At 56.2% G+C, this 24,656-nt stretch carries 22 protein-coding genes and 2 pseudogenes; 12 read left to right on the forward strand and 12 right to left on the reverse strand.

Annotated elements, in window-relative coordinates; translation table 11 throughout:
• Positions 1 to 40 precede the first annotated feature (40 nt).
• Together KGP25_RS01220 and KGP25_RS01225 are read left to right on the forward strand one after the other, a co-directional pair.
• Positions 41 to 580: a cysteine hydrolase family protein gene (locus KGP25_RS01220; RefSeq protein ID WP_223539855.1), complete on the forward strand. Its 540-nt coding sequence runs from the start codon at positions 41 to 43 to the stop codon at positions 578 to 580.
• Entirely contained in the window at positions 580 to 1,500 is a 921-nt protein-coding gene (locus KGP25_RS01225) for a helix-turn-helix domain-containing protein (protein ID WP_223539856.1), read from the forward strand. The genes KGP25_RS01220 and KGP25_RS01225 overlap by 1 nt, the downstream gene beginning before the upstream one ends.
• Here the strand turns inward: KGP25_RS01225 and KGP25_RS01230 are convergent.
• Positions 1,493 to 2,488, reverse strand: a complete 996-nt coding sequence (locus tag KGP25_RS01230) for an acyltransferase (RefSeq protein WP_048226586.1) — start codon at positions 2,486 to 2,488, stop codon at positions 1,493 to 1,495. The genes KGP25_RS01225 and KGP25_RS01230 overlap by 8 nt on opposite strands.
• 183 nt (positions 2,489 to 2,671) lie before the next feature.
• Here KGP25_RS01230 and KGP25_RS01235 point away from each other — a divergent pair, with 183 nt between their 5' ends.
• The 3 genes from KGP25_RS01235 (at position 2,672) to glyS (ending at position 6,128) form a co-directional block, all read left to right on the forward strand.
• Positions 2,672 to 2,977, forward strand: coding sequence for a YsaB family lipoprotein (locus tag KGP25_RS01235; RefSeq protein WP_045907868.1), 306 nt, complete (start codon positions 2,672 to 2,674; stop codon positions 2,975 to 2,977).
• Between the two features lie 160 nt (positions 2,978 to 3,137).
• Positions 3,138 to 4,049 (forward strand): glycine--tRNA ligase subunit alpha, encoded by a 912-nt coding sequence (gene glyQ / locus KGP25_RS01240; protein WP_003860141.1) that lies wholly within the window; start codon positions 3,138 to 3,140, stop codon positions 4,047 to 4,049.
• Between the two features lie 9 nt (positions 4,050 to 4,058).
• Positions 4,059 to 6,128, forward strand: a complete 2,070-nt coding sequence (glyS, locus tag KGP25_RS01245) for a glycine--tRNA ligase subunit beta (protein WP_111967676.1) — start codon at positions 4,059 to 4,061, stop codon at positions 6,126 to 6,128.
• A 108-nt stretch (positions 6,129 to 6,236) separates the two neighbouring features.
• Here glyS and KGP25_RS01250 read toward each other — a convergent pair.
• Positions 6,237 to 6,422: pseudogene (locus tag KGP25_RS01250) on the reverse strand (hypothetical protein); the annotation flags it as partial.
• A pseudogene (locus KGP25_RS26780) lies at positions 6,350 to 6,529 on the reverse strand (hypothetical protein); the annotation flags it as partial. The pseudogenes KGP25_RS26780 and KGP25_RS01250, both read right to left, overlap by 73 nt.
• Before the next feature lie 841 nt (positions 6,530 to 7,370).
• On the opposite strand from KGP25_RS26780, the gene KGP25_RS01255 reads away from it, so the two are divergent.
• On the forward strand, positions 7,371 to 8,990 hold the full coding sequence (locus tag KGP25_RS01255; RefSeq protein ID WP_223539857.1) for an ABC-F family ATP-binding cassette domain-containing protein: 1,620 nt from the start codon (positions 7,371 to 7,373) through the stop codon (positions 8,988 to 8,990).
• 39 nt (positions 8,991 to 9,029) lie between these two features.
• Here the strand turns inward: KGP25_RS01255 and KGP25_RS01260 are convergent, their stop codons facing one another.
• A complete protein-coding gene (locus KGP25_RS01260) occupies positions 9,030 to 9,317 on the reverse strand; it encodes an HTH-type transcriptional regulator (RefSeq protein WP_008502755.1) in 288 nt (95 codons plus the stop codon).
• Between the two features lie 331 nt (positions 9,318 to 9,648).
• On the opposite strand from KGP25_RS01260, the gene KGP25_RS01265 reads away from it, so the two are divergent.
• Together KGP25_RS01265 and cspA are read left to right on the forward strand one after the other, a co-directional pair.
• Positions 9,649 to 10,359 (forward strand): DUF3053 domain-containing protein, encoded by a 711-nt coding sequence (locus tag KGP25_RS01265; RefSeq protein ID WP_024909075.1) that lies wholly within the window; start codon positions 9,649 to 9,651, stop codon positions 10,357 to 10,359.
• A 246-nt stretch (positions 10,360 to 10,605) separates the two neighbouring features.
• On the forward strand, positions 10,606 to 10,818 hold the full coding sequence (gene cspA / locus KGP25_RS01270) for an RNA chaperone/antiterminator CspA (RefSeq protein ID WP_003860775.1): 213 nt from the start codon (positions 10,606 to 10,608) through the stop codon (positions 10,816 to 10,818).
• Between the two features lie 58 nt (positions 10,819 to 10,876).
• Here cspA and ghrB read toward each other — a convergent pair whose 3' ends face one another.
• From ghrB to KGP25_RS01300, 6 genes are all read right to left on the reverse strand, one after another.
• Positions 10,877 to 11,851, reverse strand: a complete 975-nt coding sequence (gene ghrB / locus KGP25_RS01275; protein ID WP_069720483.1) for a glyoxylate/hydroxypyruvate reductase GhrB — start codon at positions 11,849 to 11,851, stop codon at positions 10,877 to 10,879.
• Between the two features lie 28 nt (positions 11,852 to 11,879).
• Complete coding sequence (locus KGP25_RS01280) at positions 11,880 to 13,160, reverse strand: MFS transporter (protein WP_045907864.1); 1,281 nt, start codon at positions 13,158 to 13,160, stop codon at positions 11,880 to 11,882.
• 117 nt (positions 13,161 to 13,277) lie between these two features.
• A complete protein-coding gene (locus tag KGP25_RS01285) occupies positions 13,278 to 14,216 on the reverse strand; it encodes a sugar kinase (protein ID WP_126348576.1) in 939 nt (312 codons plus the stop codon).
• 3 nt (positions 14,217 to 14,219) lie between these two features.
• Positions 14,220 to 14,969, reverse strand: coding sequence for a hypothetical protein (locus KGP25_RS01290; protein ID WP_025910491.1), 750 nt, complete (start codon positions 14,967 to 14,969; stop codon positions 14,220 to 14,222).
• 103 nt (positions 14,970 to 15,072) lie between these two features.
• Positions 15,073 to 16,089, reverse strand: a complete 1,017-nt coding sequence (locus tag KGP25_RS01295; protein ID WP_045907861.1) for a LacI family DNA-binding transcriptional regulator — start codon at positions 16,087 to 16,089, stop codon at positions 15,073 to 15,075.
• Between the two features lie 179 nt (positions 16,090 to 16,268).
• Positions 16,269 to 16,931 (reverse strand): OmpA family lipoprotein, encoded by a 663-nt coding sequence (locus tag KGP25_RS01300; RefSeq protein ID WP_024909080.1) that lies wholly within the window; start codon positions 16,929 to 16,931, stop codon positions 16,269 to 16,271.
• 211 nt (positions 16,932 to 17,142) lie between these two features.
• Between KGP25_RS01300 and KGP25_RS01305 the strand changes: the two genes are divergently transcribed.
• Positions 17,143 to 19,422, forward strand: coding sequence for a molybdopterin guanine dinucleotide-containing S/N-oxide reductase (locus KGP25_RS01305; RefSeq protein ID WP_245405060.1), 2,280 nt, complete (start codon positions 17,143 to 17,145; stop codon positions 19,420 to 19,422).
• Here the strand turns inward: KGP25_RS01305 and KGP25_RS01310 are convergent.
• Both KGP25_RS01310 and tag read right to left on the reverse strand, forming a co-directional pair.
• Positions 19,385 to 19,831: an N-acetyltransferase gene (locus KGP25_RS01310; protein ID WP_048028040.1), complete on the reverse strand. Its 447-nt coding sequence runs from the start codon at positions 19,829 to 19,831 to the stop codon at positions 19,385 to 19,387. The genes KGP25_RS01305 and KGP25_RS01310 overlap by 38 nt on opposite strands.
• Positions 19,809 to 20,390, reverse strand: coding sequence for a DNA-3-methyladenine glycosylase I (gene tag, locus KGP25_RS01315; protein ID WP_045907859.1), 582 nt, complete (start codon positions 20,388 to 20,390; stop codon positions 19,809 to 19,811). The genes KGP25_RS01310 and tag overlap by 23 nt, the downstream gene beginning before the upstream one ends.
• Before the next feature lie 153 nt (positions 20,391 to 20,543).
• Here tag and KGP25_RS01320 point away from each other — a divergent pair, with 153 nt between their 5' ends.
• The 3 genes from KGP25_RS01320 to eptB all read left to right on the forward strand — a co-directional run bounded on the left by KGP25_RS01320 (position 20,544) and on the right by eptB (position 24,631).
• A complete protein-coding gene (locus KGP25_RS01320; protein WP_048226602.1) occupies positions 20,544 to 21,242 on the forward strand; it encodes an autotransporter domain-containing protein in 699 nt (232 codons plus the stop codon).
• A 238-nt stretch (positions 21,243 to 21,480) separates the two neighbouring features.
• The gene (locus tag KGP25_RS01325; protein ID WP_008502767.1) at positions 21,481 to 22,683 is read left to right on the forward strand and encodes an MFS transporter; all 1,203 of its coding nucleotides are present in this window, start codon (positions 21,481 to 21,483) and stop codon (positions 22,681 to 22,683) included.
• Positions 22,684 to 22,939: 256 nt separating this feature from the next.
• A complete protein-coding gene (gene eptB, locus KGP25_RS01330; RefSeq protein ID WP_048226604.1) occupies positions 22,940 to 24,631 on the forward strand; it encodes a kdo(2)-lipid A phosphoethanolamine 7''-transferase in 1,692 nt (563 codons plus the stop codon).
• Positions 24,632 to 24,656: the final 25 nt, after the last annotated feature.

Consider the following 24,656-nt stretch of genomic DNA (forward strand, 5'->3'; position numbering starts at 1 on the left):
TGCCAGTATGGTGTCACACCCACTGGCGAGGAGATCCACCATGTCACGCATTGCACTCATCAATATTGATACTCAGCAGTCGTTCCATCATCGCAATTACTGGCAGGAGGACGACATTCCTGCCTTTCAGCAGGCAATGCTGGGGCTGATTGAAGGCTGCCAGGCGCGCGGTATTCCGGTCGTTGATATTTTCCATGTGGATGAAGACGGCCCATTTACGCTGCAAAGCGGCTATGTCAAACCGATGGCCTTTTTGCGTCATCAGCCGGATGTGGTTTTCCAGAAACACGTCCATAATGCCTTTACGGATACCGGGCTCGATCGCTGGCTGCGTGAACGTGATATCAACCAGTTGATTATCTGCGGCATTCGCACGGAGCAATGCTGCGAAACCACCACCCGGGTGGCATCCGATCTGGGTTATGCTGTGACCTTTGTTAGCGATGCCACGCTGACGTTCCCCATGACGTACAGGGGCATTACCCTGAGTGCAGCGGAAATTCGCCACCGTACCGAAACGGTACTGTCCGGGCGTTTTGCCGACATTAAAACGGTAGCGGAGACGCTGGAGTCACTGTAATGCCCATCGACGTCTGGTTCGTCATGTTGCCCGGGGTGCTGTCATTAGATATGACGGGCCCGGCAGAGACCTTTGTGCTGGCTGGCGACGCGTTTCGTCTGCATTACATTGGGCCGCAACCGGACGTTCCGACGTCGATAGGCCTGACGATGAGCGGCATCCAGCCGCTACCGGAAAGGCTTCCTGAGGGGAGCCTGCTGGTATTGCCCGGCGTGAGCGACTCCCGCACTCAGTTTTCGACACCACAGGCGTTACAGATACAGCACTGGCTGATGCGCCTGCAGCCGGCCATTCAGCGCCGGGATATCACGGTGATGTGCGTCTGTTCAGGTGCGCTGCTGGCGGCGAAATCGGGCCTGCTGAACAACCGGCAGTGTACAACCCACCATGACGTTATCAGTCGTTTACGCACCGCAGCCCCCACAGCGACGATTAAAGAAAACCGCATCTTTGTGCAGGATGATAACATCTGGACCAGCGCGGGGATCACGTCTGGCATCGATTTGGCGCTGCATATGATTAACCGCCTGTGCGGTCCCGAAAAGGCGCTGGCCGTGGCGCGCGAGATGGTGGTCTGGTTCCGCCGTTCCGGTGACGATCCCCAGCTCTCCCCGTGGCTGCGCTACCGCAATCATCTTCATCCGGCGATTCATCGGGCGCAGGATGCGCTCACCGCCGAGCCACAAAAAACGTGGAGCTTGCCTGATATCGCCGCGCTGGCGCACGTCAGCCCGCGCCATCTCACCCGGCTTTTTCAGTCACATTTAGGGATTAGCGTTCGCGATTATCTGGAGCAGCTGCGTCTGGCGGTGGCGGAGCAGTGGCTATTGCAGGGGCGCGGCGTGGAGCAGGCTTCACTGGCGGCAGGGTTTTCCTCCCCGCGCCAGTACCATCGCGCCCGGCAGCGAAGCATTAGCTGACGAAGCGGCGAGTGTCGATTTTTTGCAGCAGCATCGACAGCAACAGGCTGATCGCCAGGGTCGCGGCAAAAATCCAGACGATATCCAGCACCGGCCAGCTTTTAAGCTCAACGCCTCTTGTCCGAAGCGCGTGGATCACCAGCGCGTGAAAACCGTAAATCCCGAGAGAGTGTCGTGAAATGACGCTCAGTACGGGAAGGGGACGCGTATTCAGGGTATTTTTAACGAGCATGAGCAGCGATACGGCACAGATAAAGACCATCGGCCCGCAGTACAGGTACCAGGTATCGGCAAAATTGCCACGCCACTGCAGTTCATGCAGCGTACCGCGTGAAATCACCGCCACGCCAGCGATAAACAGTGCCCCGCAGAGCCAGTTCAGACCACGTTTTTGCGTGTCCATCATCCCGATGGCGCGCCCCAGCATGCCGTAAAGCACGTAATAGAAGGTATCGCCGTTGATATAAAGGTTGACCGGCAGCCACTCAAATCCGTCGATTTTCTGCGAGACCGTATTTGGGTTGGCGACAATGCCAATCACCACCATCAGGGCCAGAAGCATTTTTCCGCTGACGTTTTTCACCTGAATGAGGGGGGAGACCAGATAGATCACGATAATGGCGAAGAAGAACCACAGGTGGTAGAACACCGGCTTTTGCAGCACGTATTTTAGCGATAGTCCGGCGTTTATTGAGGTGAACAGCGTGATATAGAGCAAGGCAACGGCACTGTAGAACCCCAGGCAGGCCGCGATGCGGATGAAGTGCCTTGGCTGCGCGCTGCGTTCACCAAAAAAGAGAAAGCCGGAAATCATAAAGAACAGCGGCACGCTGACGCGCGACGCAGAGTTGAGAATATTGGCGATATCCCAGTTAACGGGGCTGATGCTGTGCGCATTCGTAACGTACCAGGTCGTCGTGTGGATCATGACCACCATCAGACAGGCTATTCCTCGCAGGTTATCAATCCAGTTAATTTTTGACTGCATCAGTTCCTCGTATTCCCTGTAAATTGAGTGTGACTCCCATTGTCCAAATGTCTTCGTTTGGAAAATTCTGAGTTTTATTCCGCAGGCTTGTCGGGAGGCCACGAGATTCGCAGAATGCCGGACCATAATCTATAAAAGCGTTGATACTAAAAATAACAGCCACTGACCAGGGCGGTAATAAAAATGATGATGAAGCGTGTGGCGTCACTCTTTCTGCTGTTCATACTGGCGGGATGCAGTGCGCCACAGGAAGCACCTGTGCAAAAAGCGCAGCAGGGTAAAATGAGCCCGGAACGTTCACTTAATATGGAAGCGCTCTGTAAAGATCGGGCCGCTCGCCGCTATAACTCGGACGTGCAGAAAATTGACGTTACTGGTTTTGAACGTTTTCAGGGCAGCTATGAGCTGCGGGGCCATACGTCGCGTAAAGAGGGCTTTGTCTGCTCGTTTGATGCGGACGGTCAGTTTTTACACCTCTCCATGCGCTAGCCTGCTCGGATAATCAACAGCCAGACGCCGTCAGCGTTCTGGCCGGAAGGCTTATTTCCCAATTTTCCCTAAACAACCCCGTTTCGTACTGTATATCTTGCAGCCAGCGGGTATACTGGTCCCTTCCATTTAAAACCACACGTATCCAGCACGAAATACTATGCAAAAGTTTGATACCAAGACCTTCCAGGGCCTGATCCTGACCTTACAGGATTACTGGGCTCGTCAGGGCTGTACCATTGTTCAACCTTTGGACATGGAAGTCGGCGCCGGCACTTCACACCCGATGACCAGCCTGCGCGCGTTGGGGCCAGAGCCAATGGCGACCGCGTATGTGCAGCCTTCCCGTCGTCCGACCGATGGTCGTTACGGTGAAAACCCGAACCGTCTGCAGCATTACTATCAGTTCCAGGTGGTGATTAAGCCATCACCCGACAATATTCAGGAACTGTACCTCGGGTCGCTGAAAGAGCTGGGTATGGATCCTACCATCCACGACATCCGTTTCGTGGAAGATAACTGGGAAAACCCAACGCTGGGTGCCTGGGGTCTGGGTTGGGAAGTGTGGCTGAACGGCATGGAAGTGACCCAGTTCACCTACTTCCAGCAGGTGGGCGGTCTGGAATGTAAGCCGATCACCGGTGAGATCACCTACGGTCTGGAACGTCTGGCCATGTACATTCAGGGCGTAGACAGCGTTTACGACCTGGTCTGGAGCGACGGCCCGCTGGGTAAAACCACCTACGGCGACGTGTTCCATCAGAACGAAGTGGAGCAATCCACTTATAACTTCGAATACGCGGACGTGGACTTCCTGTTCACCTGCTTCGAGCAGTATGAGAAAGAAGCGCAGCAGCTGCTGGCGCTGGAGACTCCGCTGCCGCTGCCTGCCTACGAGCGTATTCTGAAGGCCGCCCACAGCTTCAACCTGCTGGACGCCCGCAAAGCCATCTCCGTGACTGAACGTCAGCGCTACATTCTGCGTATTCGTACCCTGACCAAAGCCGTTGCAGAAGCTTACTACGCGTCCCGTGAAGCCCTTGGCTTCCCGATGTGCAACCGAAACAAATAAGAGGCGGCCATGTCTGAGAAAACTTTCCTGGTGGAAATCGGCACCGAAGAGCTGCCACCAAAAGCCCTGCGCAGCCTGGCTGAATCTTTTGCTGCGAACGTGACTGCCGAGCTGGATAACGCTGGCCTGGCACACGGTCAAATTGAGTGGTTTGCCGCGCCGCGCCGTCTGGCGCTGAAAGTGGCAAATCTGGCGGCGTCCCAGCCAGATCGTGAAGTCGAAAAACGTGGCCCGGCGATTGCCCAGGCCTTTGACGCGGAAGGCAAGCCGAGCAAAGCGGCGGAAGGCTGGGCGCGCGGCTGCGGCATCACCGTCGATCAGGCCGAGCGTCTGACCACGGATAAAGGCGAGTGGCTGCTGTACCGTGCGCACGTGAAGGGCGAAAGCGCGGAAGCGCTGCTGCCGGACATGATTGCCACGTCTCTGGCGAAGCTGCCTATTCCGAAGCTGATGCGCTGGGGCGCGTCTGACGTGCACTTTGTGCGTCCGGTTCACACCGTGACCCTGCTTCTGGGCGACACCGTTATTCCGGCCACCATTCTGGGCGTGGCGTCCGATCGCGTGATCCGCGGCCACCGCTTTATGGGCGAGCCAGAGTTCACCATCGACAATGCCGACCAGTATCCGCAGATCCTGCTGGAGCGCGGCAAGGTCATTGCTGACTACGAACAGCGTAAAGCCAAAATCAAAGCGGACGCGGAAGACGCGGCGCGCAAGATTGGCGGTAAAGCCGATCTGAGCGACAGCCTGCTGGAAGAAGTGACCTCGCTGGTGGAATGGCCAGTTGTGCTGACCGCGAAGTTTGAAGAGAAATTCCTGGCCGTTCCGGCTGAAGCGCTGGTTTACACCATGAAGGGTGACCAGAAGTACTTCCCGGTCTATGCCAACGACGGCAAACTGCTGCCAAACTTCATCTTCGTGGCAAACATCGAATCGAAAGATCCGATCCAGATTATCTCTGGTAACGAGAAGGTCGTTCGTCCGCGTCTGGCGGATGCCGAGTTCTTCTTCAATACCGACCGTAAAAAGCGTCTGGAAGATCATCTTCCACGCCTGCAGACCGTGTTGTTCCAGCAGCAACTGGGTACGCTGCGCGACAAGACCGACCGTATCGCGGAGCTGTCCGGCTGGATTGCCCGTGAAATCGGTGCAGACGTTAATCACGCAACGCGTGCTGGCCTGCTGTCTAAATGCGACCTGATGACCAACATGGTGTTCGAATTTACCGACACCCAGGGCGTGATGGGCATGCATTACGCGCGTCACGATGGCGAAGCGGAAGACGTGGCGGTTGCCCTGAACGAGCAGTATCAGCCGCGCTTTGCGGGTGACGAACTGCCGTCCAACCCGGTGGCCTGTGCTGTCGCAATTGCAGATAAGATGGACACCCTGGCGGGTATCTTCGGTATCGGTCAGCATCCGAAAGGCGACAAAGACCCGTTTGCGCTGCGTCGTGCTGCGCTCGGCGTGCTGCGTATCATCGTTGAGAAGAACCTGAACCTGGATCTGCAGACCCTGACCGAAGAAGCGGTGCGTCTGTACGGCGACAAGCTGACCAACGCCAACGTGGTGGATGACGTGATCGACTTTATGCTCGGTCGTTTCCGCGCCTGGTATCAGGATGAAGGTTACACCGTCGACACCATTCAGGCGGTGCTGGCGCGTCGTCCGACCCGTCCGGCTGATTTCGATGCGCGTATGAAGGCGGTTTCTCACTTCCGTACGCTGGAAGCGGCATCTGCTCTGGCGGCGGCCAACAAGCGTGTCTCCAACATTCTGGCGAAATCCGACGAGACGCTGAACGAGCGTGTGAACGCCGCGACGCTGAAAGAGCCGGAAGAGATCGCCCTGGCGATGCAGGTTGTGGTGCTGCGCGACAAGCTCGAGCCGGTCTTCGCGGAAGGTCGCTACCAGGAAGCGCTGGTGGAACTGGCCGAGCTGCGTGACGTTATCGACGCCTTCTTCGAGAAAGTGATGGTAAACGTAGAAGATAAAGAGCTGCGTATTAACCGTCTCTCTATGCTCGAGAAACTGCGTGAGCTGTTCCTGCGCGTGGCGGATATTTCGCTGCTGCAGTAATGTGCCCGTTGTGACAAATGCTAAAAACCCGCTTCGGCGGGTTTTTTTATGGGGCTTTCGTACGCCGGATAAGCGCAGCGCCATCCGGCAGGTTTAGCCGATCGCGATCAGGCTGGCTTTTAAAGCGTCCGGAACAGGATCCAGAAGCGCGGGTTGCAGAAGATTCAGACAGGCATAAAGTCTGCCGTAAAGCGCCATTTTTGGGGCGGGTTCTTCGCAATCTACCAGTGCGTCGGTAAAACGTTCGCAGTTATCCGCCAGTTCGGTGAAGTCGGTGGTGTGGTTGAAGGGCAGGGTGAATAAAGAATGAGCGTGGGTTGGGGTAGTAGCCATATTGGCAGCCTCCGATAAGTGATAAAGCTCCCACCACCGGAAATGCTAACTTCGCTGGTGGTGGACTGAACAGAGTTAGCATTACCGGCCTTATCGGATACCGGCGCATCTTTCGATGCCCCTGCTCAGCCCACCATTGAGATGTAGCAAAGCATGCTGCACAAAATGTGCCGCCGATAAGATAAGCCAGGATGCTAAACCCGGCACCTGATTTTGCAGGTGCGAAGAGAACTTACTGCTCATCAAAACAGGCGGCAACAGATTTGAGCTATGCCACTGAGGATATTACCATTTCTGGAAAGAGACTCGCAAAATTACCGCAATGAAAAGCATACTGCGGGCAGAGGTCTTACAGCGACGCTATGGTCCGGCTGTAAATCGCTGAGGCGTTTCCTGTAGGCCGGGGCGAGGCGTATGGATGCGCCGAGAGGGTGGGCTTTACAAGGATGTTACCTCCGCCCGTCCCCGATAAGCCGGAAGGAATAAGCCGAAGGTACCGCGTAGCGGCGATTTACCGCCGGGAGCCCGGGTAGCCAGGGTGGTGGCGACTGAGCCACCCTGGCACGTTCACGGGTATTGTCGTTACAGAGTAGCAAGGAACATAAAGTGAACGGAATGACCACCAGAGCCGTATGCTCCCCCTCACCCTAACCCTCTCCCCAAAGGGGCGAGGGGATTGTTCACTGCTCGCATTAATTTGTGGGGATCCCTCAGCCCAAAGGGAGAGGGAGTATAAGTCGTCCAAAATTTAACCTTGAAACCGTCAACACATTACCGCTATCCTTATCGCGTTAACTTACTCGCGCTGGAGCACCCCCAAAAAATGAACAAACACGACTGATGAATTTCGATCCTTGCTAAACGCCACCGCGTCGGCAGGGGATGTTTTGATTTCATTCAGGAGTGCTTATGGCTCATTTTGCGCAGTCCCCTTCTTTTATTTTGCATCAGGTCACCTGTCAGTTTCCGACGGGCGATACCCTTTTTGGTCCGCTGAATCTCACGCTGGAACCTTCCCTGTGCGCGCTGGTTGGCCGCAACGGCAGCGGAAAAACGCGTCTGCTGCGTCTGCTGGCGGGGCTGGACGAACCGGCTACCGGTCATATCGAACGCTTTGGCTCGCATGCCTGGGTGGCGCAGCAGCACGTCATTTCTTCGCAGACGACGCTGGCTGAATTGCTCGGATATGACGCGATTTTTGCGGCGCGTAAGCGCATCGACAGCGGCGATTACCAGCCCGACGATCTGGCGTTGCTCGACGGTTACTGGGATATAGCCGAACGTCTGAGCGAAGCGTTTATCAATGCGAAGCTCCCACCGTTTGATCCGGATAAACCTGCCGGTGAACTCAGCGGCGGCGAGCGCATTCGTGCTCTGCTGTGCGGGGCGTTTACGGCTGAAGCAGATTTCATGCTGCTGGACGAACCCACTAACCATCTGGATCGACAAGGCCGGGCATGGTTCTACGACCAGTTGAGTCGGTATCAGGGCGGCGTACTGGTGGCCTCCCATGACCGTGAGTTACTGGCTCAGGTACCCCGTATTCTTGAGCTGAGCTCCTCGGGTCTGCGCAGTTACGGCGGGAATTATGCGGATTATCAAACCCAGCGCGATGCCGAACAGCAGGCGGCCCGTGCGGCGCTGGAACATGCGGCAACCGAGCGCAAACGCACCCGCGCACGCATGCAAAAAGAGCATGATGACAGCCAGCGGCGGTCGGCAAAGACGTTACGCACCGTCGATACCCTGAATATCGCGTCGTTTGAGCGGGTCAAATATAAAGGCGCGGCAAAGGAACGTATCGGCACCTGGAAAAAACAGCACAGCGAGCAAAATGAAGCGCTGAACGCCGCGGTTAACAAGGCGCGTGAGCGGGTTGAAGACGATAACCCGGTGATGTTCACTCTGCCGGGGAGTCAGGTCCCGGAGGGCAAGCAGGTACTGGTGCTGGAGGATCTGGTGCTGCCGCATGTGCCTGTTCTACCGCTTACCTGGCGTATGGACGGACCAATGCGCGTGGCGTTGAAGGGACCGAACGGCTGCGGAAAATCGACACTGTTAAAAACTATCCTCGGCGAGATGACTCCCCGTTCGGGTACCTGTAAGGTCTCCGTTAGCTGTGCTTATCTCGACCAGCATCTCTCCCGGCTCGATCTCTCGCAGTCGGTCATGACGCATCTCAATTTGAGTCATACCCCTCTGGAAGAGGGGGTATTGCGAACCCGTTTGGCGCAGCTTCAACTGGGGGCTGACAAAGTGATGCTCCCATTGGCGGCGCTCAGCGGCGGTGAGCGTCTTAAGGCTGCCCTGGCCTGCGTGCTGTGGCGCGCGGAGGCCACGCAGCTTCTGCTGCTGGATGAACCGACCAATCATCTGGATCTGGCTTCAGTCCAGGCCATTGAAGCGGCGCTGGCCGGTTTCCCTGGGGCACTGCTGGTGGTATCACACGATGAGGCGTTTTTAAGCGGCTTAACGTTAACGCATGCGCTGGTGTGGGAAGAGGCGGGTTGGCGTTGTGATAGCCTGTAAAACACAAGCCCCCGCAAAGGCGGGGGCATTCAATCTTCACTACGCTATCTGTTTGCTGAGTGCAGGGTTGGCCTGAATCAGGCGCATCAGCCTTAACTCGGTTGGGGTGGGTTTCTCACGTTTTGACTCCCACTCCTGCACCATAGCCACGCTGACACCCATCGCTCTGGCGAATTCTTCGGTTTTCAGTCCTGTCCCTTTGCGCAATTGCTCATATTCTGTAAAGGGATTGGATTTTTGTTGCAGGGTAATCGTCTGCGGTACATCTTTAAAAATGATCTGTTCCAGACTGCTCAGCAGTTCAAACTCAGGATCTTTATATTCCATTGAGGACTCCTCTTAAATCTCACATCGTGATCAAGAACATCAGAGAGCCAATTAAGAATAGTCCCTAATACCAACCCAGGATCGTCACGGGTGTGATTAATCGTGCGGTAAGGATCGCTGTATCCGATTCAGCAATATGGAGAGTTATGCTAATTCCCTGATTAGTCATATGTCGGCTTCGCCAGGTATTTTTTTGTAAATGATAAGAAATAAATCGGCAATAGCCGTTTTGCATGAAAAGAGTATCTTGCAAGGCTGACCTGGACTATCCTTGTCAGCGTCGGGCACGCGTGTGCCGGTGTGCGCTTTTTTGGGTGAAAGGAGTAATAAAATGGCGACAGGAAAGTCCTGCTCTCGCTGGTTTGCGCCTATTGCGGCGTTGTTGATGGTTGTTAGCCTGAGTGGGTGTTTTGATAAAGAAGGCGATCAGCGCAAAGCGTTTATCGATTTTCTGCAGAATACAGTGATGCGCAGCGGCGAGCGGTTGCCGACGCTGACTGCGGATCAGAAAAAACAGTTTGGCCCCTTCGTGTCCGATTACGCCATTCTTTATGGTTATTCACAGCAGGTCAGCCAGGCGATGGATTCCGGTATCCGCCCGGTAGTGGATAGCGTGAACGCCATCCGCGTTCCACAGGATTACATGACGCAGCGTGAACCGCTGCGCCAGTCCAACGGTGCGCTTGGCGTGCTGAGCCAGCAGTTGCAAAATGCGAAAATGCAGGCTGATGCGTCACGTTCTGCGCTGAAGCAGGGCGACGATCTCAAACCGGTCTTCGACAAAGTGTATGAGAAAGTGGTGACCAAACCGTCTGAAGCACTGCAGCCGTTGATTCCAGCCGCGCAAATCTTCACGCAGCAGCTGGTCCAGGTGGGTGACTTTATCGCCCAGCAGAATACGCAGGTGAGCTTTGTTGCCAACGGTATTCAGTTCCCGACCTCGCAGCAGGCAAGCCAGTACAATACGCTGATTGGGCCGCTGGCCTCCCAGCATCAGGCCTTTAGCCAGGCCTGGAGTGCGGCAGTCACTGCCACAGAATAAGACGAAAAACCCCGCTTCTGGCGGGGTTTTTTTATGCATACAGAAAATAACGCTTGTCATTCCTCTACCACATCGGTATAACTGTTCCCGTCGGTTTGTTACACAGACCTAAAGCAGTTTAGTAAAGCAGTCCAGATTGTTATCCATAGATACCCTTCGTAGTGACCCTTCCTTCATCGCTTAAAAATCTGTAACGCAATCCATCAAGCCGGAAGGCACAATATATTTGTTAATAAGGTAATTTCTATGTCTGCTAAAATGACTGGTCTGGTAAAATGGTTCAACGCTGATAAAGGTTTCGGCTTCATCACTCCTGACGATGGCTCTAAAGACGTGTTCGTACACTTCTCTGCTATCCAGAACGATGGCTACAAATCTCTGGACGAAGGTCAGAAAGTGTCCTTCACCATCGAAAGCGGCGCTAAAGGCCCAGCAGCTGGTAACGTTGTAAGCCTGTAAGCTTCCAACCCAGTAGCAAAGAATTTAAAAACCCGCCTTCTGGCGGGTTTTTTCGTTTCTACCGTTGCACCTGCGGGTTCACGCAGTTTATCTCCACCTTTCCACCTAATGCGGCAATCAGATTATCAACCGCGGTGGCCGCCATGTTGTAGCGCGTCTCATGGGTGGCTGAGCCGATGTGGGGCAGGGCAACCACGTTAGGCAGCGAAAGCAGTGGCGAATCCACCGGCAGCGGCTCCTGCTCAAACACGTCCAGACCTGCTGCATGGATCTCACCGTTTTGCAGGGCCTCAATCAGCGCCTTCTCATCCACCACCGGGCCTCGACCCGCGTTGATGAAAATGGCGGACGTCTTCATTTTTTCAAACGCCTCTTTGCCGATCAGATGACGGGTTTCGTTCGTCAGCGGCAGAACCAGGCAGACAAAATCGGCTTCCTGCAGCAGGGTATCCAGCTCGCAGTAACGGGCGTTGAAGCGTTCTTCGGCTTCACTGTGATGGCGACGCGCGTTATACAGAATCGGCATGTTAAAACCAAAATGCGCGCGCTGCGCGAGCGCGAGCCCGATACGCCCCATACCGACAATGCCCAGCGTTTTGCCGTGAACATCCACACCGAACCAGTCCGGACCAATGCTCTTTGTCCATTCACCCGCTTTGACGCGCTCAGCCACTTCCACCACGCGACGGGCCGTGGTGAGCATGAGCGCCATCAGCGTATCGGCCACGGTTTCCGTCAGAGCATGCGGCGTATGCATCAGCAGGATCTTGCGGGCGTTTAGGGCATCCACGTCGAAGTTGTCGTAACCAACTGAAACGGTTGAGGTAGCACGAAGCTTCGGCATTTTCTCCAGCAGGGCGACATCCACTTTTTCGCTTGAACCCAGCAGGCCCTCGGCGCTGGCGAACGCGTCGGCGTGCTGTGCCACGGTTTCCGGGCGCAGGTTCTTCACCTGCGTAACGGTGAAGTGCTCTTCAAGACGTTTCTGCAGATCTTCCGGCAGGGCTTTATACAAAATGACGGACGGCTTCATGCTAATCTCCGTTGATTTTTTTAAGGATTCAGGCGTGGCGAGCGCCGACAGGGTGTTGTTGATTATTAGCAGGCTTAACAATCAGAGTAAGCCACACCGAGGCGAAAAGCGCCACCCCCATAAAGATGTACGATGCGGACGGACTGCCGGTGGCACCGTTCAGGTAACCCACGAACCAGGAGCCGCAGAACGAACCCAGTGCACCCATACTGTTAATCAGCGCCATCGCGCCACCCGCAACGTTACGCGGCAGCATCTCGGGGATGATGGCGAAGAACGGTCCGTACGGGGCATACATGGCGGCACCGGCAATCACCAGCAGCGTATAAGAGACCCAGAAGTGGTTTGCGCCCACGGCCCAGGAGCCAATAAAGGCGAAGGCAGCAATCAGCAGCAGCGGCCAGACAAACAGCTTGCGGTTCTGCAGCTTGTCCGACGCCCAGGAGACGATAATCATCGCGATGGTTGCCGCCAGATACGGTACGGATGACAGCCAGCCTACTTCGACCATGCCGAGGTTTTCACCGCCGCTGCGGATAATGGACGGCAGCCACAGCACAAAGCCGTACACGCCAATGCTCCAGGTAAAATACTGTGCGCAGAGCAGGATCACGTTACGCGAGCGGAAGGCTTCACCATAGTTACGTACCGCCTTCAGACCTTGCTGTTCTTTATCCAGCTGCGCCTGCAGCGCCGCTTTTTCATCTTCGGAAAGCCACTTCGCCTGGGCAGGTTTATCTTTCACCAGCACCCACCAGCAGAAGGCCCAGATAATCGCCGGCACCCCTTCAATGATAAACATCTCGCGCCAGCCGAAGGACTGGATCAGGTAGCCCGACACCACCGACATCCACAGTACCGTGACCGGGTTACCGAGGATCAGGAAGGTATTCGCGCGCGAGCGCTCAGATTTGGTAAACCAGTTGCTGATGTAGATCAGCATCGCGGGCATAACCGCCGCCTCAACGACGCCGAGGATAAAGCGAATGGCGGCCAGGGCAGGAATATTGTTCACCATGCCGGTCAGTGACGCGCAGGCGCCCCACAGGATCAGACAGATAAAGATCAGCTTACGCACGCTGCGGCGTTCCGCATAAATCGCGCCGGGGATCTGGAAGAAGAAGTAGCCCAGGAAGAAAAGGGCACCCAGCAGGGAGGAGATACCTTTGGTGATCCCGAGGTCCTCGGTGATCCCCGCTGCGGACGCGAAGCTGAAGTTGGCACGGTCAAGGTACGCCAGGCTGTACGTGATAAACACGATTGGCATGATGTACCACCAGCGTTTTACTGCATTGGTCGAACTGTTCATAGGCTTGCCTCTGTTGTTGAGGTTGTTACCGCCGTTGTCTGTAGGGTACACGGTGGCTTAATTATTTGGTGCGGCTTGCTGCCCTCACCCTGGCCCTCTCCCACAGGGAGAGAGAATTTAAACGCCGAGCTGTGCTCGCGTTGGTAATCCTTCGCTGTCGCCCTGCACCTGAATGGCCAGCGAGCCAATCTTGTTGCCTCGCGCGACGGCCTGCGGCAGCGTTTTGCCTTCCAGCAGGGCGCTAATCACGCCCACGGCAAAGCCGTCGCCCGCGCCGACGGTGTCGACCACGTTCTCGACCTTCACTGCCGCGACCGCGCCCTGTTCACCGTTGGTCGTTTTAAACCATGCGCCATCGGCACCGGTCTTCAGCACCACCGCTTTTACCCCTTTATTCAGGTAGAAGTCGGCAATGCCTTCCGGCGTGCTTTCGCCGGTCAGGATCATCCCTTCTTTCAGGCCTGGCAGAACCCAGTCCGCCCTGAATGCCAGACGGTTCAGTTTCTCCACCATTTCCGCTTCGCTTTTCCACAGCACCGGGCGCAAATTCGGATCGAACGAGATCGTTTTGCCCTGGGCTTTCAGGGTAGCTGCCGCATGATCCAGCAGTTCATACGAGCTGGCAGACAGCGCGGCTGCCACGCCGCTCAGATGAAGATGGCGCGCGGAGGCAAAGTAATCGGCGTGGTAATCCGCGACAGAGAGGTGGCTTGCGGCCGAGCCTTTACGGAAATACTCCACGATGGGATCGGTTCCATTTTCGACCTTAGATTTAAGCTGAAAGCCGGTAGGGAAGCGTCCGTCGAGGGTGACGCCAGCGGCATCAATCCCCTCTTTTTTCAGCGAATCGAGAACGAAATGGCCAAAGCTGTCATCCCCCACGCGGCTGACCCAGCCCACGTTCAGGCCGAGACGCGCCAGGCCGGTCGCGACGTTCAGTTCTGCGCCTGCGACGCGTTTGATAAAGTGCTCCACCGCACTCAGTTCGCCCGTTTCGGTGGCAACAAACATGGCCATGGCTTCACCAATCGTGATGACATCCAGCGTCTTGTGCATGGTTTACTCCTCGCGCAGCAGGTTGACGTAATGGCGGGTAACGGCGGTTAAATCCGACCCTTCCAGCGGGAATTCGATACCGCGCGGGGCATCGGCAGGCAGCTGGCCGAGCAGATCCAGCCAGCGCGCATCGGCGCGGTCCGGTGCGACGGCGCGGAAGTTATCTTTATGCGGCACGGCGGCTTTCACGTGGATATAGCTCACCGCAGGGGCCAGATGACGCGCGGCCTCTTCCGGCGAGTCGCCCACCCACAGCCAGTTGCCCATGTCGAAGGTCAGCGTGACGGGGAGCGCCATTTCCCGACAGGCGGCCTGGAAACGCTGCATGGGCGCGAGCTGTCCGCAGTCGGTCTGATCGTTCTCCACGACCAGCGCCATACCGCTGGTGTTCAATAGCGTACGCAGGGCGTCGAGTGGTTGCGTGTCGCTGAAATGGCCGAGGGAAACCTTCAGCCACAGGGCGTTCAGGGTGTTGGCTTCAGAGAGATAGTGGGGCAGGTCCGGGTTGAGGGTGCCGTCGGGCATAAACAGGGCGGCGGGTGCGGAGTAGCACGCCAGCAGGCCCAGCAGCTCAATGGATTCGCCCAGCGCAGGCAGCGCCAGCAGCTCTTCGCTGTTGAACAGCTCGCGGCGGATCTCCACGCCGTCTGCCCCCGCGCCAGCAATAACGGGAAGCATTGCCCGTTGACCGCCCGCCTGCCGCACCTGTTCCGCACCGTACGCGGCGGTGACCACCATAATTTTCCTGCCCATCTTCGGACTCCATCGCAACATATCAATACTATTACGCTAGATGGAACCGGTTCCAAAGAAAAGGTCAGGATGTTGAATTTATGATCGCTATCACAAGGGAAATTTAACGCGCGGTAGAGCCACGAACGATCAGTTCTCCGGAGAAGACCTGCTCGCGAACGGCATCGCTGGTGCCTTCAATACGACGAACCACTTGTTCAACAGCAGCATAGCCAATCTGCCAGGTGGGTTGTTTGAGGGTGGTAATGCCTACGCCAGCCAGTTCCGCCCATTCCAGTTCATCGAATCCCAGCAGACCAATGTCGCTGCCCCAGTGCAGGCCAATGCGCTTGAGCGAGCGGGCAACCTGCAGGGTCAACGCCCCGTTGGCGGAGATAACGGCTTTTCGCATCCCGCGATGGCGCATGTGGAACTGACGCAGGGTGTTGTCGAGCTGCGCGGCTTCGTGCAGCGGCGTTTCGGCATTTTCGGCGATCACGCCGGGATAACGCTCCAGCGTGGCGCGAAATGCGCTCAGGCGTTCACGACGGGTGTTGACCATCCCCAGCGGTTCACTCAGAAACAGAATGGCCTCGAAGCCCTGTTCAATCAGATGTTCGGTGGCGGTCGTCGCGGCCTGGGTGTTGTCCAGCCCGACCACGTCGCAGGCAAATTCCGGGATTTTACGGTCGATGAGGACCATGGGCAGGGAGGATTGCTGCAGGCGATTTAATCCTTCTTCACGCATGCCTACCGCGTTGACCACAATCCCTTCTACCTGATAGCTGCGCAGCAGGTCGAGATAATGCAGCTCCTGGTCGACTTCGTTGTTGGTATTACAGACCAGCGGCGTAAAGCCTTTCTCGCGACAGGCGGCTTCGATACCGCTGAGCACGTTCACGGAGTAGGGGTTGGTGATATCGGCGATGATCAGCCCGATAAGGCGGGTGCGGCCGCGTTTGAGCCCGCGCGCCATGAGGCTGGGACGGTAGTCGAGATCGGCAATGGCCTGTTCAATACGCGCCAGCAACGCATCGGACAGCAGGTGTTTCTCGCCGTTAAGATAGCGCGAAATGCTGGTTTTACCGGTTTTGGCGGCTTTCGCCACGTCGCTGATGGTGGCCCGGGCTGGTTTGCTCATCACTGATTTCCCTGAATTTAGTGAGAATACCTTAGCGGGAAAATCGGACGAATCAAGTAATTTGCCTGGTGGCGCTGCGCTTACCGGAGGTTGCGGTCTGATGCCCTCACCCCAACCCTCTCCCACGGGAGAGGGCGCAAACACTAAAAACGGCAACGGGGTTGCCGTTTTGCTTTTACCTACTGAATTGGGCTTAACGTAATCTCAACACGGCGGTTCTGCGCTTTGCCTTCCGCCGTGCTGTTGCTGGCGATAGGGTTGGCAGGGCCCATGCCGCTGGTGCGGATGCGGTTTGCTTCAACGCCCTGGGTGATGAGCGAGCTGGCCACGGCATCGGCGCGCTGCTGGGACAGACGCATGTTCAGATCCTGGCTGCCGGTGCTGTCGGTATAGCCCATCACGTTCACCGCGGTCTTGTTGTACTCTTTCAGCACCATCGCCACGCCGGTCAGGGTATTCGCGCCAGCCGGTTTCAGCGTTGCGCTGCTGCTGTCGAAGGTCACGTTGTTCGGCATGTTCAGGATGATGTTATCGCCGCTGCGCGTCACGCTCACGCCGGTTCCCTTCATTTTGTCGCGCAGCTTCGCTTCCTGCACGTCCATGTAATAACCGACGCCGCCGCCCAGCGCTGCGCCCGCCGCTGCGCCAATCAGCGCGCCTTTGCCGCGGTCTTTCTTGGAGGAGGAGAGCGCCCCAACGCCTGCGCCGACCAGCGAGCCGATACCCGCGCCAATGCCGGATTTACCCGCTTCGCGTTCACCGGTGTAAGGGTTGGTTGTGCAGCCAGAAACAGCCAGGGCACCGCTCACCAGAGCGGCAATAACGAGTACGCGTTTTTTCATCTTCTTTCCTTAATCCTTTTTATTCTTTGCCACGGCGAGCGTGGCAGTTGATTATGACGTCCAGATACGGAGAAAATTCCGGGTATAACTCTGAAATTTGTGACAAACCATAAACGGCCTCAACAAGAAGGCCGTAAACCTGCACGCAACCAGGAGCGCACGCTTGAGCACCTCAACGAAAACCATTCTGACCGCCGCCCACTGGGGGCCGATGCTGGTCGAAACCGATGGCGAAAATGTTCTGTCGTCTCGCGGAGCATTGCCAACACAACATCCCAACTCTTTACAGACCGTCGTTCGCGATCAGGTGCATAGCAAAACGCGCGTGCGCTGGCCGATGGTGCGTAAAGGTTTTCTGGCCTCGCCGGACAAGCCGCAGGGTATTCGCGGGCAGGATGAGTTTGTTCGCGTGAGCTGGGATGACGCGCTGGCGCTGATCCACACCCAGCACAAGCGCATTCGCGACAGTTACGGTCCGTCGTCCATTTTCGCCGGGTCCTACGGCTGGCGCTCTAACGGGGTGCTGCATAAGGCGTCGACGCTGCTGCAGCGCTATATGAGCCTGGCGGGAGGCTATACCGGTCATCTGGGGGATTACTCCACCGGTGCGGCGCAGGCGATCATGCCGTACGTCGTGGGCGGGAACGAAGTGTATCAGCAGCAGACCAGCTGGCCGCTGGTGCTGGAGCATACCAATGTGGTGGTGCTGTGGAGCGCTAACCCTCTTAACACGTTGAAAATTGCCTGGAATGCCAGCGACGAGCAGGGCATTGGCTATTTCGACGCGCTGCGCAAAAGCGGCAAGCGCATCATCTGCATTGACCCGATGCGCTCTGAAACCCTGGATTTCTTCGGCGACAGCGCCGAGTGGGTTGCCCCGCATATGGGCACCGACGTGGCAATGATGCTGGGTATCGCCCATACGCTGGTGGAAAACGGCTGGCACGATGTCGAATTTCTGACGCGCTGTACCACCGGCTTCGATAAGTTCGCCGACTACCTGACGGGCCAGTCCGATGGCGTGGCGAAAACGGCAGAGTGGGCAGCAGAGATTTGTGGCGTTCCTGCGGATAAACTCCGCGAACTGGCGGCGTTATTCCATAAAAATGCCACGATGTTAATGTCCGGCTGGGGGATGCAGCGCCAGCAGTTTGGCGAGCAGAAACACTGGATGCTGGTGACCCTTGCCGCGATGCTTGGGCAGATCGGTACGCCGGGCGGCGGTTTTGGTCTCTCCTATCATTTTGCCAATGGCGGTAACCCCACGCGTAAAGCGGCGGTGCTGGCGTCTTTGCAGGGCTCGGTGCAGGGCGGCGTGGATGCGGTGGATAAAATCCCGGTGGCGCGTATTGTTGAAGCCCTGGAAAATCCGGGCGGTTTCTATCAGCACAATGGTCTGGACCGCCACTTCCCGGATATTAAATTTGTCTGGTGGGCGGGCGGGTCAAACTTCACGCACCATCAGGATACCAATCGCCTGATCCGCGCCTGGCAGAAGCCGGAGCTGGTGGTGATCTCCGAGTGCTTCTGGACCGCCTCGGCGAAACACGCCGATATCGTCCTCCCGGCGACCACCTCGTTTGAGCGTAACGATCTCACCATGACCGGCGACTACAGCAATCAACATATGGTCCCGATGAAGCGCGTTGTCGCCCCGCGTGATGAAGCGCGTGACGATTTTGACGTGTTTGCTGAACTGAGCGAACTGTGGGAAGCGGGCGGTCGGGCGCGTTTTACTGAAGGGAAAAGCGATCTGCAATGGCTGGAGACGTTCTACCAGATTGCCGGGCAGCGCGGCGCGGCGCAGGGCGTGACGCTTCCGCCATTTGCTGAGTTCTGGGAGGCGAACCAGATTATTGAAATGCCGGAGAGCGAACAGAACGCGCAGTTTGTTCGTTTCGCTGATTTTCGACGCGATCCGGAGAACCATCCGCTGAAAACCGAGAGCGGAAAGATTGTGATCTACAGTGAGCGCATCGCCAGCTTTGGCTATGCTGACTGCCCGCCCCATCCCACGTGGCTCGAGCCGGACGAATGGCACGGCAACGCCCGGCCGGATCAGCTGCAGGTGTTGTCTGCCCATCCTGCGCACCGTTTGCACAGTCAGCTTAACTATACCTCCCTGCGCGAGCAGTATGCGGTCGCCGGACGAGAGCCGATCACGCTGAATACCCTCGACGCGAAAGCGCGCGGGATTGCGGACGGCGACGTGGTGCGCGTCTGGAACTCACGCGGGCAGGTGCTGGCAGGGGCGGTGGTGAGCGACGGGATTAAGCCGGGCGTGATCTGCATTCATCAGGGCGCATGGCCTGACCTTGAGCTCGCCGAAGGCGGTATCTGCAAAAACGGGGCGGTTAACGTGCTGACCAAAGATCTCCCCAGCTCGAAGCTGGGGAATGGCTGCGCAGGAAACACGGCGCTGGCCTGGGTCGAGAAATATACGGGTCCCGAGCTTACCTTAACGGCGTTTGATCCGCCTGCCAGCTCATGATCCACGTCGGGTGCTGGGTGTCATCCTGCCAGGCGCTGTCTTCAATGCGAAAGCCCTGCGCATGGTAGAAGTTCACCGCCCGGACATTTTTCTGATACACCTCCAGGGTTAAGTGCGGGAAGCGCTGTTGAACATGGTTCAGCAGCGCGCGCCCGATCCCTTTCCCGATGCATGACGGCGCTACAAACAGGGCGCCGACAAACTGAGACTGCATCACGCTGATAAATCCGCAAGTTTCGCCGTCCTGCTCCCAGACCCAGGTTTCAGCGGAGGGCAGGTAAACATCCCGCACCATGGCCTCATTCTCTTTCCAGTAATTCGGCGCGATAAATGGATGCGCTTCTGTGGTGCTTTCAAGCCACAGGCTCAGAAGCGGCGCGGTATTTTCACTTTGCCATTTGCGGATCATGATGGCCTCCCGGATGACAGAAGCAGCCGGTAACGTGGTCGTTGACCAGGCCACAGGCCTGCATAAAGGCGTAGCAGATGGTGGAGCCGACAAACTTAAAGCCGCGTTTTTTCAGGGCCTTCGAGAGCGCATCCGAGGCTGGGGTGGAGGCCGGGATGTCCGCGAGCGTGGCGGCCTGCGTGACTTGCGGAGTGTTGTTCACAAACGTCCAGACAAAATCTGAAAATGATTCGCCGTTTTGTTCCATCGCCAGATAAGCCCGTGCGTTACCGATGATGGCCTGGATCTTACCGCGATGGCGGATGATGCCGGCATCCTGCACCAGTCGTTCCACGTCCTCATCGGTCATCGCGGCGACGGCGACGGGATCGAACTGATGGAAGGCGTTGCGGTAATTTTCGCGTTTCTTCAGTACCGTAATCCATGACAACCCCGCCTGCTGGCCCTCAAGGCAGATCATCTCAAAGAGCTTTTTGCCATCCGTTTCCGGCACGCCCCATTCCCGATCGTGATAGTCGATATAAAGCTGATCCTGGCTTACCCAACCGCAACGTTCCATCCGTCATCTCCCTTATTGATACTGATTTCGCAAAAATTTCGTTCTGACCGGCTTGACGTGTTTACTATAAAGACAATAGTTAATACAGGGCTATAAGCTCTTCCTGAATAACGACAAATATCGCCGAATTCGGCTCTCTCTGGGGTCGCGTTGATGATGATAAAAAAAATCAGTGGTCGCCATGCTGTGTCTGGCCTGGTGGGAATTTCAGCCTGCCTGTTTTTTTGTAATACAGCGTCTGCCTGGCAACAGGAATATATCGTTTCAGACGCTCAAAATAATACGGCGGAACGCTATACATGGGATGCGGATCACCAACCGCGCTATGAGGATATTCTCGCTGAGCGTATTCAGTCTTCGCAAAACGCCCCAGGTCTTGCCCTGAATATACCGTCTGGCAGTACGGCAGAGGGGGCGATGAGCGTGGGCTGGAATTTTCCCGTTTCAGCGCGCATCAGCACTGGCCCGGTGGTGGCGTGGCGTTATGACGGCACGGCTCCCATGATGATCAACGAGTTTGGGGATAGCGCGTCGACACAGTCAGTCACGGACCCGCTCTGGCATGCCAGCATCAGCACGCTGGGGTGGCGCGTGAATACCCAGTACGGCGATCTCCGGCCCTGGGCGCAGATCAGCTATAACCAGCAGTTTGGTGAAAATCAGTGGAAATCGCAGTTTGGTATGCCACAAACGCCCGCCCCTGCTCAAAACGGTAGCTGGATGGATGTCACCGTAGGAACGGATATTCCCTTTAATACCCACATGGCGGCCTATGCGTCGTTGGCTCAGGGGGAGCATACCACTACCGGTGAGGAGTTTTTATACACCCTCGGCGTCAGCGCGAATTTCTAGAATTGTTACTTTTTTAAACGTTACGATAACATCTCGAATACAACAACCACAGGGTTTACAGCGATAGCAGGTACTAACACGCTATCGCTTTATTCCCGTGCCAGGTCATTCATTCCCGATTCCAGGCATTTCATTCCGTTCCGCCTGCATTTCATGCCGTTTTACCCCAGGCATATTAAGGTTTTGTTTATCGTTGTCCTCAGCGAACTTCCTTAATTTCTCTTGCAGGACAACTGCCATGAACACATCAACCTATAACCGCACGCGCTGGCTCACGCTCTTTGGTACCATCGTCACTCAGTTTGCGCTGGGGTCGGTCTATACCTGGAGCCTGTTTAACAGTGCGCTTTCCGACAAACTCGGCGCCCCGGTCAGTCAGGTCGCGTTCTCCTTTGGTTTGCTGAGCCTGGGTCTGGCGATTTCATCTTCCGTCGCGGGCAAGCTGCAGGAGCGTTTTGGCGTGAAGCGCGTGACCATGGCGTCCGGTATCCTGCTGGGTCTGGGCTTTTTCCTGACCGCGCATTCAAGCAACCTGATGATGTTGTGGCTAAGCGCTGGCGTGCTGGTGGGGCTGGCGGACGGTGCGGGGTATCTGCTGACGCTGTCAAACTGCGTGAAGTGGTTCCCGGAACGTAAAGGCTTAATCTCGGCGTTTGCCATTGGTTCTTACGGTTTGGGCAGCCTCGGGTTCAAATTTATCGACGCCCATCTGCTGGCGTCCGTCGGTCTCGAAAAAACCTTCATGATCTGGGGCGCTATCGTGCTGGTGATGATTCTGTTCGGCGCCACGCTGATGAAAGATGCGCCGCAGCAGGAAGTGAAATCTGTAAACGGCGTGGTGGAGAACGACTTCACCCTCGCGCAGTCCATGCGTAAGCCACAGTACTGGATGCTGGCGGTGATGTTCCTGACGGCCTGCATGAGCGGTCTGTATGTCATCGGCGTGGCGAAAGATATCGCGCAGGGGATGGTGAAACTGGATGCAGCCACGGCGGCCAACGCGGTGACCGTGATCTCCATTGCTAACCTCTCGGGTCGTCTGGTCCTCGGTATCCTGTCTGACAAAATTGCCCGCATCCGCGTGATTACGATTGGCCAGGTGGTCTCGCTGGTCGGTATGGCGGCGCTGCTGTTCGCTCCGCTGAATGAAGCCACCTTCTTCGCGGCGATTGCCTGCGTGGCCTTTAACTTCGGCGGCACCATTACCGTCTTCCCGTCACTGGTGAGCGAGTTCTTTGGCCTGAACAATCTGGCGAAAAACTATGGGGTTATCTATCTGGGCTTCGGGATTGGCAGTATCTGCGGCTCGCTGATTGCCTCCCTGTTCGGCGGGTTCTACGTGACCTTCTGCGTGATCTTTGCCTTGCTGATTATCTCGCTGGCACTGTCCACGACGATTCGTCAGCCGCAGCGTGAAGTCTTCAAAGAGGTGCATGCCTGAGACGTTAAATAAGGCCGGTTATCCGGCCTGTTTCTTATGTGAAAACCGAGGCTTTGCTGGCGTTGTCAAATTCCTGAAGTGTTTTTTGTAAATAACTGTACCGATCACACACTCTGCTGCCACTTTTCCCTTCCTCTGTGGTCTACTTACCACGCCTGTCGTCGTTTCACTGAACGATCCCCTGTGCGTATATGTAATCTGCCCACGTAATAATCAGCGTGGGCGGTGGTACTGTCCCTTGTTCCGGGTAGCTTGCATGAAATACATTAAATCGATGGCGCAACAAAAGCTCTGCTTTTTGCTGGCGTTGTACATCGGCCTGTTTATGAATGGCGCAGTTTTTTTTCGTCGGTTTGACGGTTATGCGCATGATTTTACCGTCTGGAAAGGAATTGCAGCGGTTGTCGAATTGGTCGCTGCGGTACTGGTCACCTTCTTTTTATTCCGTATTCTTACCCTGTTTGGCCGTCGCGTGTGGCGAGTGCTGGCAACGTTTATCGTGCTGTGCTCGGCGGGTGCCAGCTATTACATGACCTTTATGAACGTGGTGATTGGCTACGGCATTATTGCCTCGGTGATGACCACGGATATCGACCTCTCTAAAGAGGTTGTAGGGCTCCACTTTATTCTCTGGCTGGTGGCCGTCAGCGCCTTGCCGCTGCTGCTCATCTGGAGCAACCGCTGCCGCTACACGCTGGTTCACCAGATCCGCACGCCCGGAAAGCGATTCAGAAGCGTCGCCGTGGTGTTGCTGGCGGGCCTGATGGTCTGGGGGCCGATTCGCCTGCTGGAAGTGAAGCAGAAGAATGATGAACGTACCTCCGGCGTGGATCTGCCAAGCTATGGCGGTGTGGTCGCCAACTCGTATTTGCCGTCTAACTGGATCTCCGCGCTGGGGCTGTATGCGTGGGCGCAGGTGGATGAATCCTCGGATAATAAGTCGCTGATAAACCCGGCGAAGAAATTTACCTATGTTGCGCCAAAGGATATCGACGATACCTACGTCGTCTTTATTATCGGAGAGACCACGCGCTGGGATCATATGGGTATTCTCGGCTATAACCGAGATACCACGCCGAAACTGGCGCAGGAAAAGAACCTGATTGCCTATCGTGGCTATTCCTGTGATACCGCCACCAAGCTCTCCCTGCGCTGCATGTTTGTGCGCGAGGGCGGGGCGAGCGACAACCCGCAGCGTACGCTAAAAGAGCAAAACGTCTTCTCGGTGCTGCATCAGCTTGGATTTACGTCTGACCTCTATGCGATGCAGAGCGAGATGTGGTTCTACAGCAACACCATGGCGCAAAATATTTCCTACCGCGAGCAGATTGGCGCAGAGGCGCGCAACCGCGGAAAACCTGTCGATGACATGCTGCTGATAGATGAGATGAAACTCTCTCTCAACGGTAAGCCTGATGGTAAGCACATGATCATCCTGCATACCAAAGGGTCGCACTTTAATTACACCCAACGCTATCCGCGTAGCTTTGCCAAATGGACGCCGGAATGTGTCGGGGTGGATAAAGACTGCACCAAAGCGCAGCTGATTAACTCCTACGACAACTCCGTGATGTATGTGGATCACTTTATTGATACGGTGATTGACCAGGTTCGTGATAAGAAAGCGATCGTCTTCTATGCGGCGGACCACGGTGAATCCATCAATGAATACGAGCATCTGCACGGTACGCCACGCAAGATGGCGCCGCCGGAGCAGTTCCGCGTGCCAATGATGGTGTGGATGTCCGACAAGTATCTGGAAGACCCGCAGAAAGCGAAGATGTTTGCTCAGCTGAAGAAAGAGGCGGAGATGAAGGTGCCGCGTCGTCACGTTGAGCTGTATGACACCATCATGGGTTGTCTCGGCTATACCTCACCGGATGGTGGAATTAACGAAAACAACAACTGGTGTAAACTCCCTGATAACAGTGCAAAAGCCGCGCAGTAGCTGCTCTGGCGAGAATATCGCCAGT

Source organism: Enterobacter sp. JBIWA003, from assembly GCF_019968825.1.
Taxonomy (GTDB): domain Bacteria; phylum Pseudomonadota; class Gammaproteobacteria; order Enterobacterales; family Enterobacteriaceae; genus Enterobacter; species Enterobacter quasiroggenkampii.

Excerpts from the sequence above, each read along its gene's own strand:
- KGP25_RS01220 (WP_223539855.1), top strand. The coding sequence starts at position 41 with ATGTCACGCATTGCACTCATCAATATTGATACTCAGCAGTCGTTCCAT.
- KGP25_RS01225 (WP_223539856.1), top strand. The coding sequence starts at position 580 with ATGCCCATCGACGTCTGGTTCGTCATGTTGCCCGGGGTGCTGTCATTA.
- KGP25_RS01230 (WP_048226586.1), bottom strand. The coding sequence starts at position 2,488 with ATGCAGTCAAAAATTAACTGGATTGATAACCTGCGAGGAATAGCCTGT.
- KGP25_RS01235 (WP_045907868.1), top strand. The coding sequence starts at position 2,672 with ATGATGATGAAGCGTGTGGCGTCACTCTTTCTGCTGTTCATACTGGCG.
- glyQ (WP_003860141.1), top strand. The coding sequence starts at position 3,138 with ATGCAAAAGTTTGATACCAAGACCTTCCAGGGCCTGATCCTGACCTTA.
- glyS (WP_111967676.1), top strand. The coding sequence starts at position 4,059 with ATGTCTGAGAAAACTTTCCTGGTGGAAATCGGCACCGAAGAGCTGCCA.
- KGP25_RS01255 (WP_223539857.1), top strand. The coding sequence starts at position 7,371 with ATGGCTCATTTTGCGCAGTCCCCTTCTTTTATTTTGCATCAGGTCACC.
- KGP25_RS01260 (WP_008502755.1), bottom strand. The coding sequence starts at position 9,317 with ATGGAATATAAAGATCCTGAGTTTGAACTGCTGAGCAGTCTGGAACAG.
- KGP25_RS01265 (WP_024909075.1), top strand. The coding sequence starts at position 9,649 with ATGGCGACAGGAAAGTCCTGCTCTCGCTGGTTTGCGCCTATTGCGGCG.
- cspA (WP_003860775.1), top strand. The coding sequence starts at position 10,606 with ATGTCTGCTAAAATGACTGGTCTGGTAAAATGGTTCAACGCTGATAAA.
- ghrB (WP_069720483.1), bottom strand. The coding sequence starts at position 11,851 with ATGAAGCCGTCCGTCATTTTGTATAAAGCCCTGCCGGAAGATCTGCAG.
- KGP25_RS01280 (WP_045907864.1), bottom strand. The coding sequence starts at position 13,160 with ATGAACAGTTCGACCAATGCAGTAAAACGCTGGTGGTACATCATGCCA.
- KGP25_RS01285 (WP_126348576.1), bottom strand. The coding sequence starts at position 14,216 with ATGCACAAGACGCTGGATGTCATCACGATTGGTGAAGCCATGGCCATG.
- KGP25_RS01290 (WP_025910491.1), bottom strand. The coding sequence starts at position 14,969 with ATGGGCAGGAAAATTATGGTGGTCACCGCCGCGTACGGTGCGGAACAG.
- KGP25_RS01295 (WP_045907861.1), bottom strand. The coding sequence starts at position 16,089 with ATGAGCAAACCAGCCCGGGCCACCATCAGCGACGTGGCGAAAGCCGCC.
- KGP25_RS01300 (WP_024909080.1), bottom strand. The coding sequence starts at position 16,931 with ATGAAAAAACGCGTACTCGTTATTGCCGCTCTGGTGAGCGGTGCCCTG.
- KGP25_RS01305 (WP_245405060.1), top strand. The coding sequence starts at position 17,143 with ATGCTGGTCGAAACCGATGGCGAAAATGTTCTGTCGTCTCGCGGAGCA.
- KGP25_RS01310 (WP_048028040.1), bottom strand. The coding sequence starts at position 19,831 with ATGATCCGCAAATGGCAAAGTGAAAATACCGCGCCGCTTCTGAGCCTG.
- tag (WP_045907859.1), bottom strand. The coding sequence starts at position 20,390 with ATGGAACGTTGCGGTTGGGTAAGCCAGGATCAGCTTTATATCGACTAT.
- KGP25_RS01320 (WP_048226602.1), top strand. The coding sequence starts at position 20,544 with ATGATGATAAAAAAAATCAGTGGTCGCCATGCTGTGTCTGGCCTGGTG.
- KGP25_RS01325 (WP_008502767.1), top strand. The coding sequence starts at position 21,481 with ATGAACACATCAACCTATAACCGCACGCGCTGGCTCACGCTCTTTGGT.
- eptB (WP_048226604.1), top strand. The coding sequence starts at position 22,940 with ATGAAATACATTAAATCGATGGCGCAACAAAAGCTCTGCTTTTTGCTG.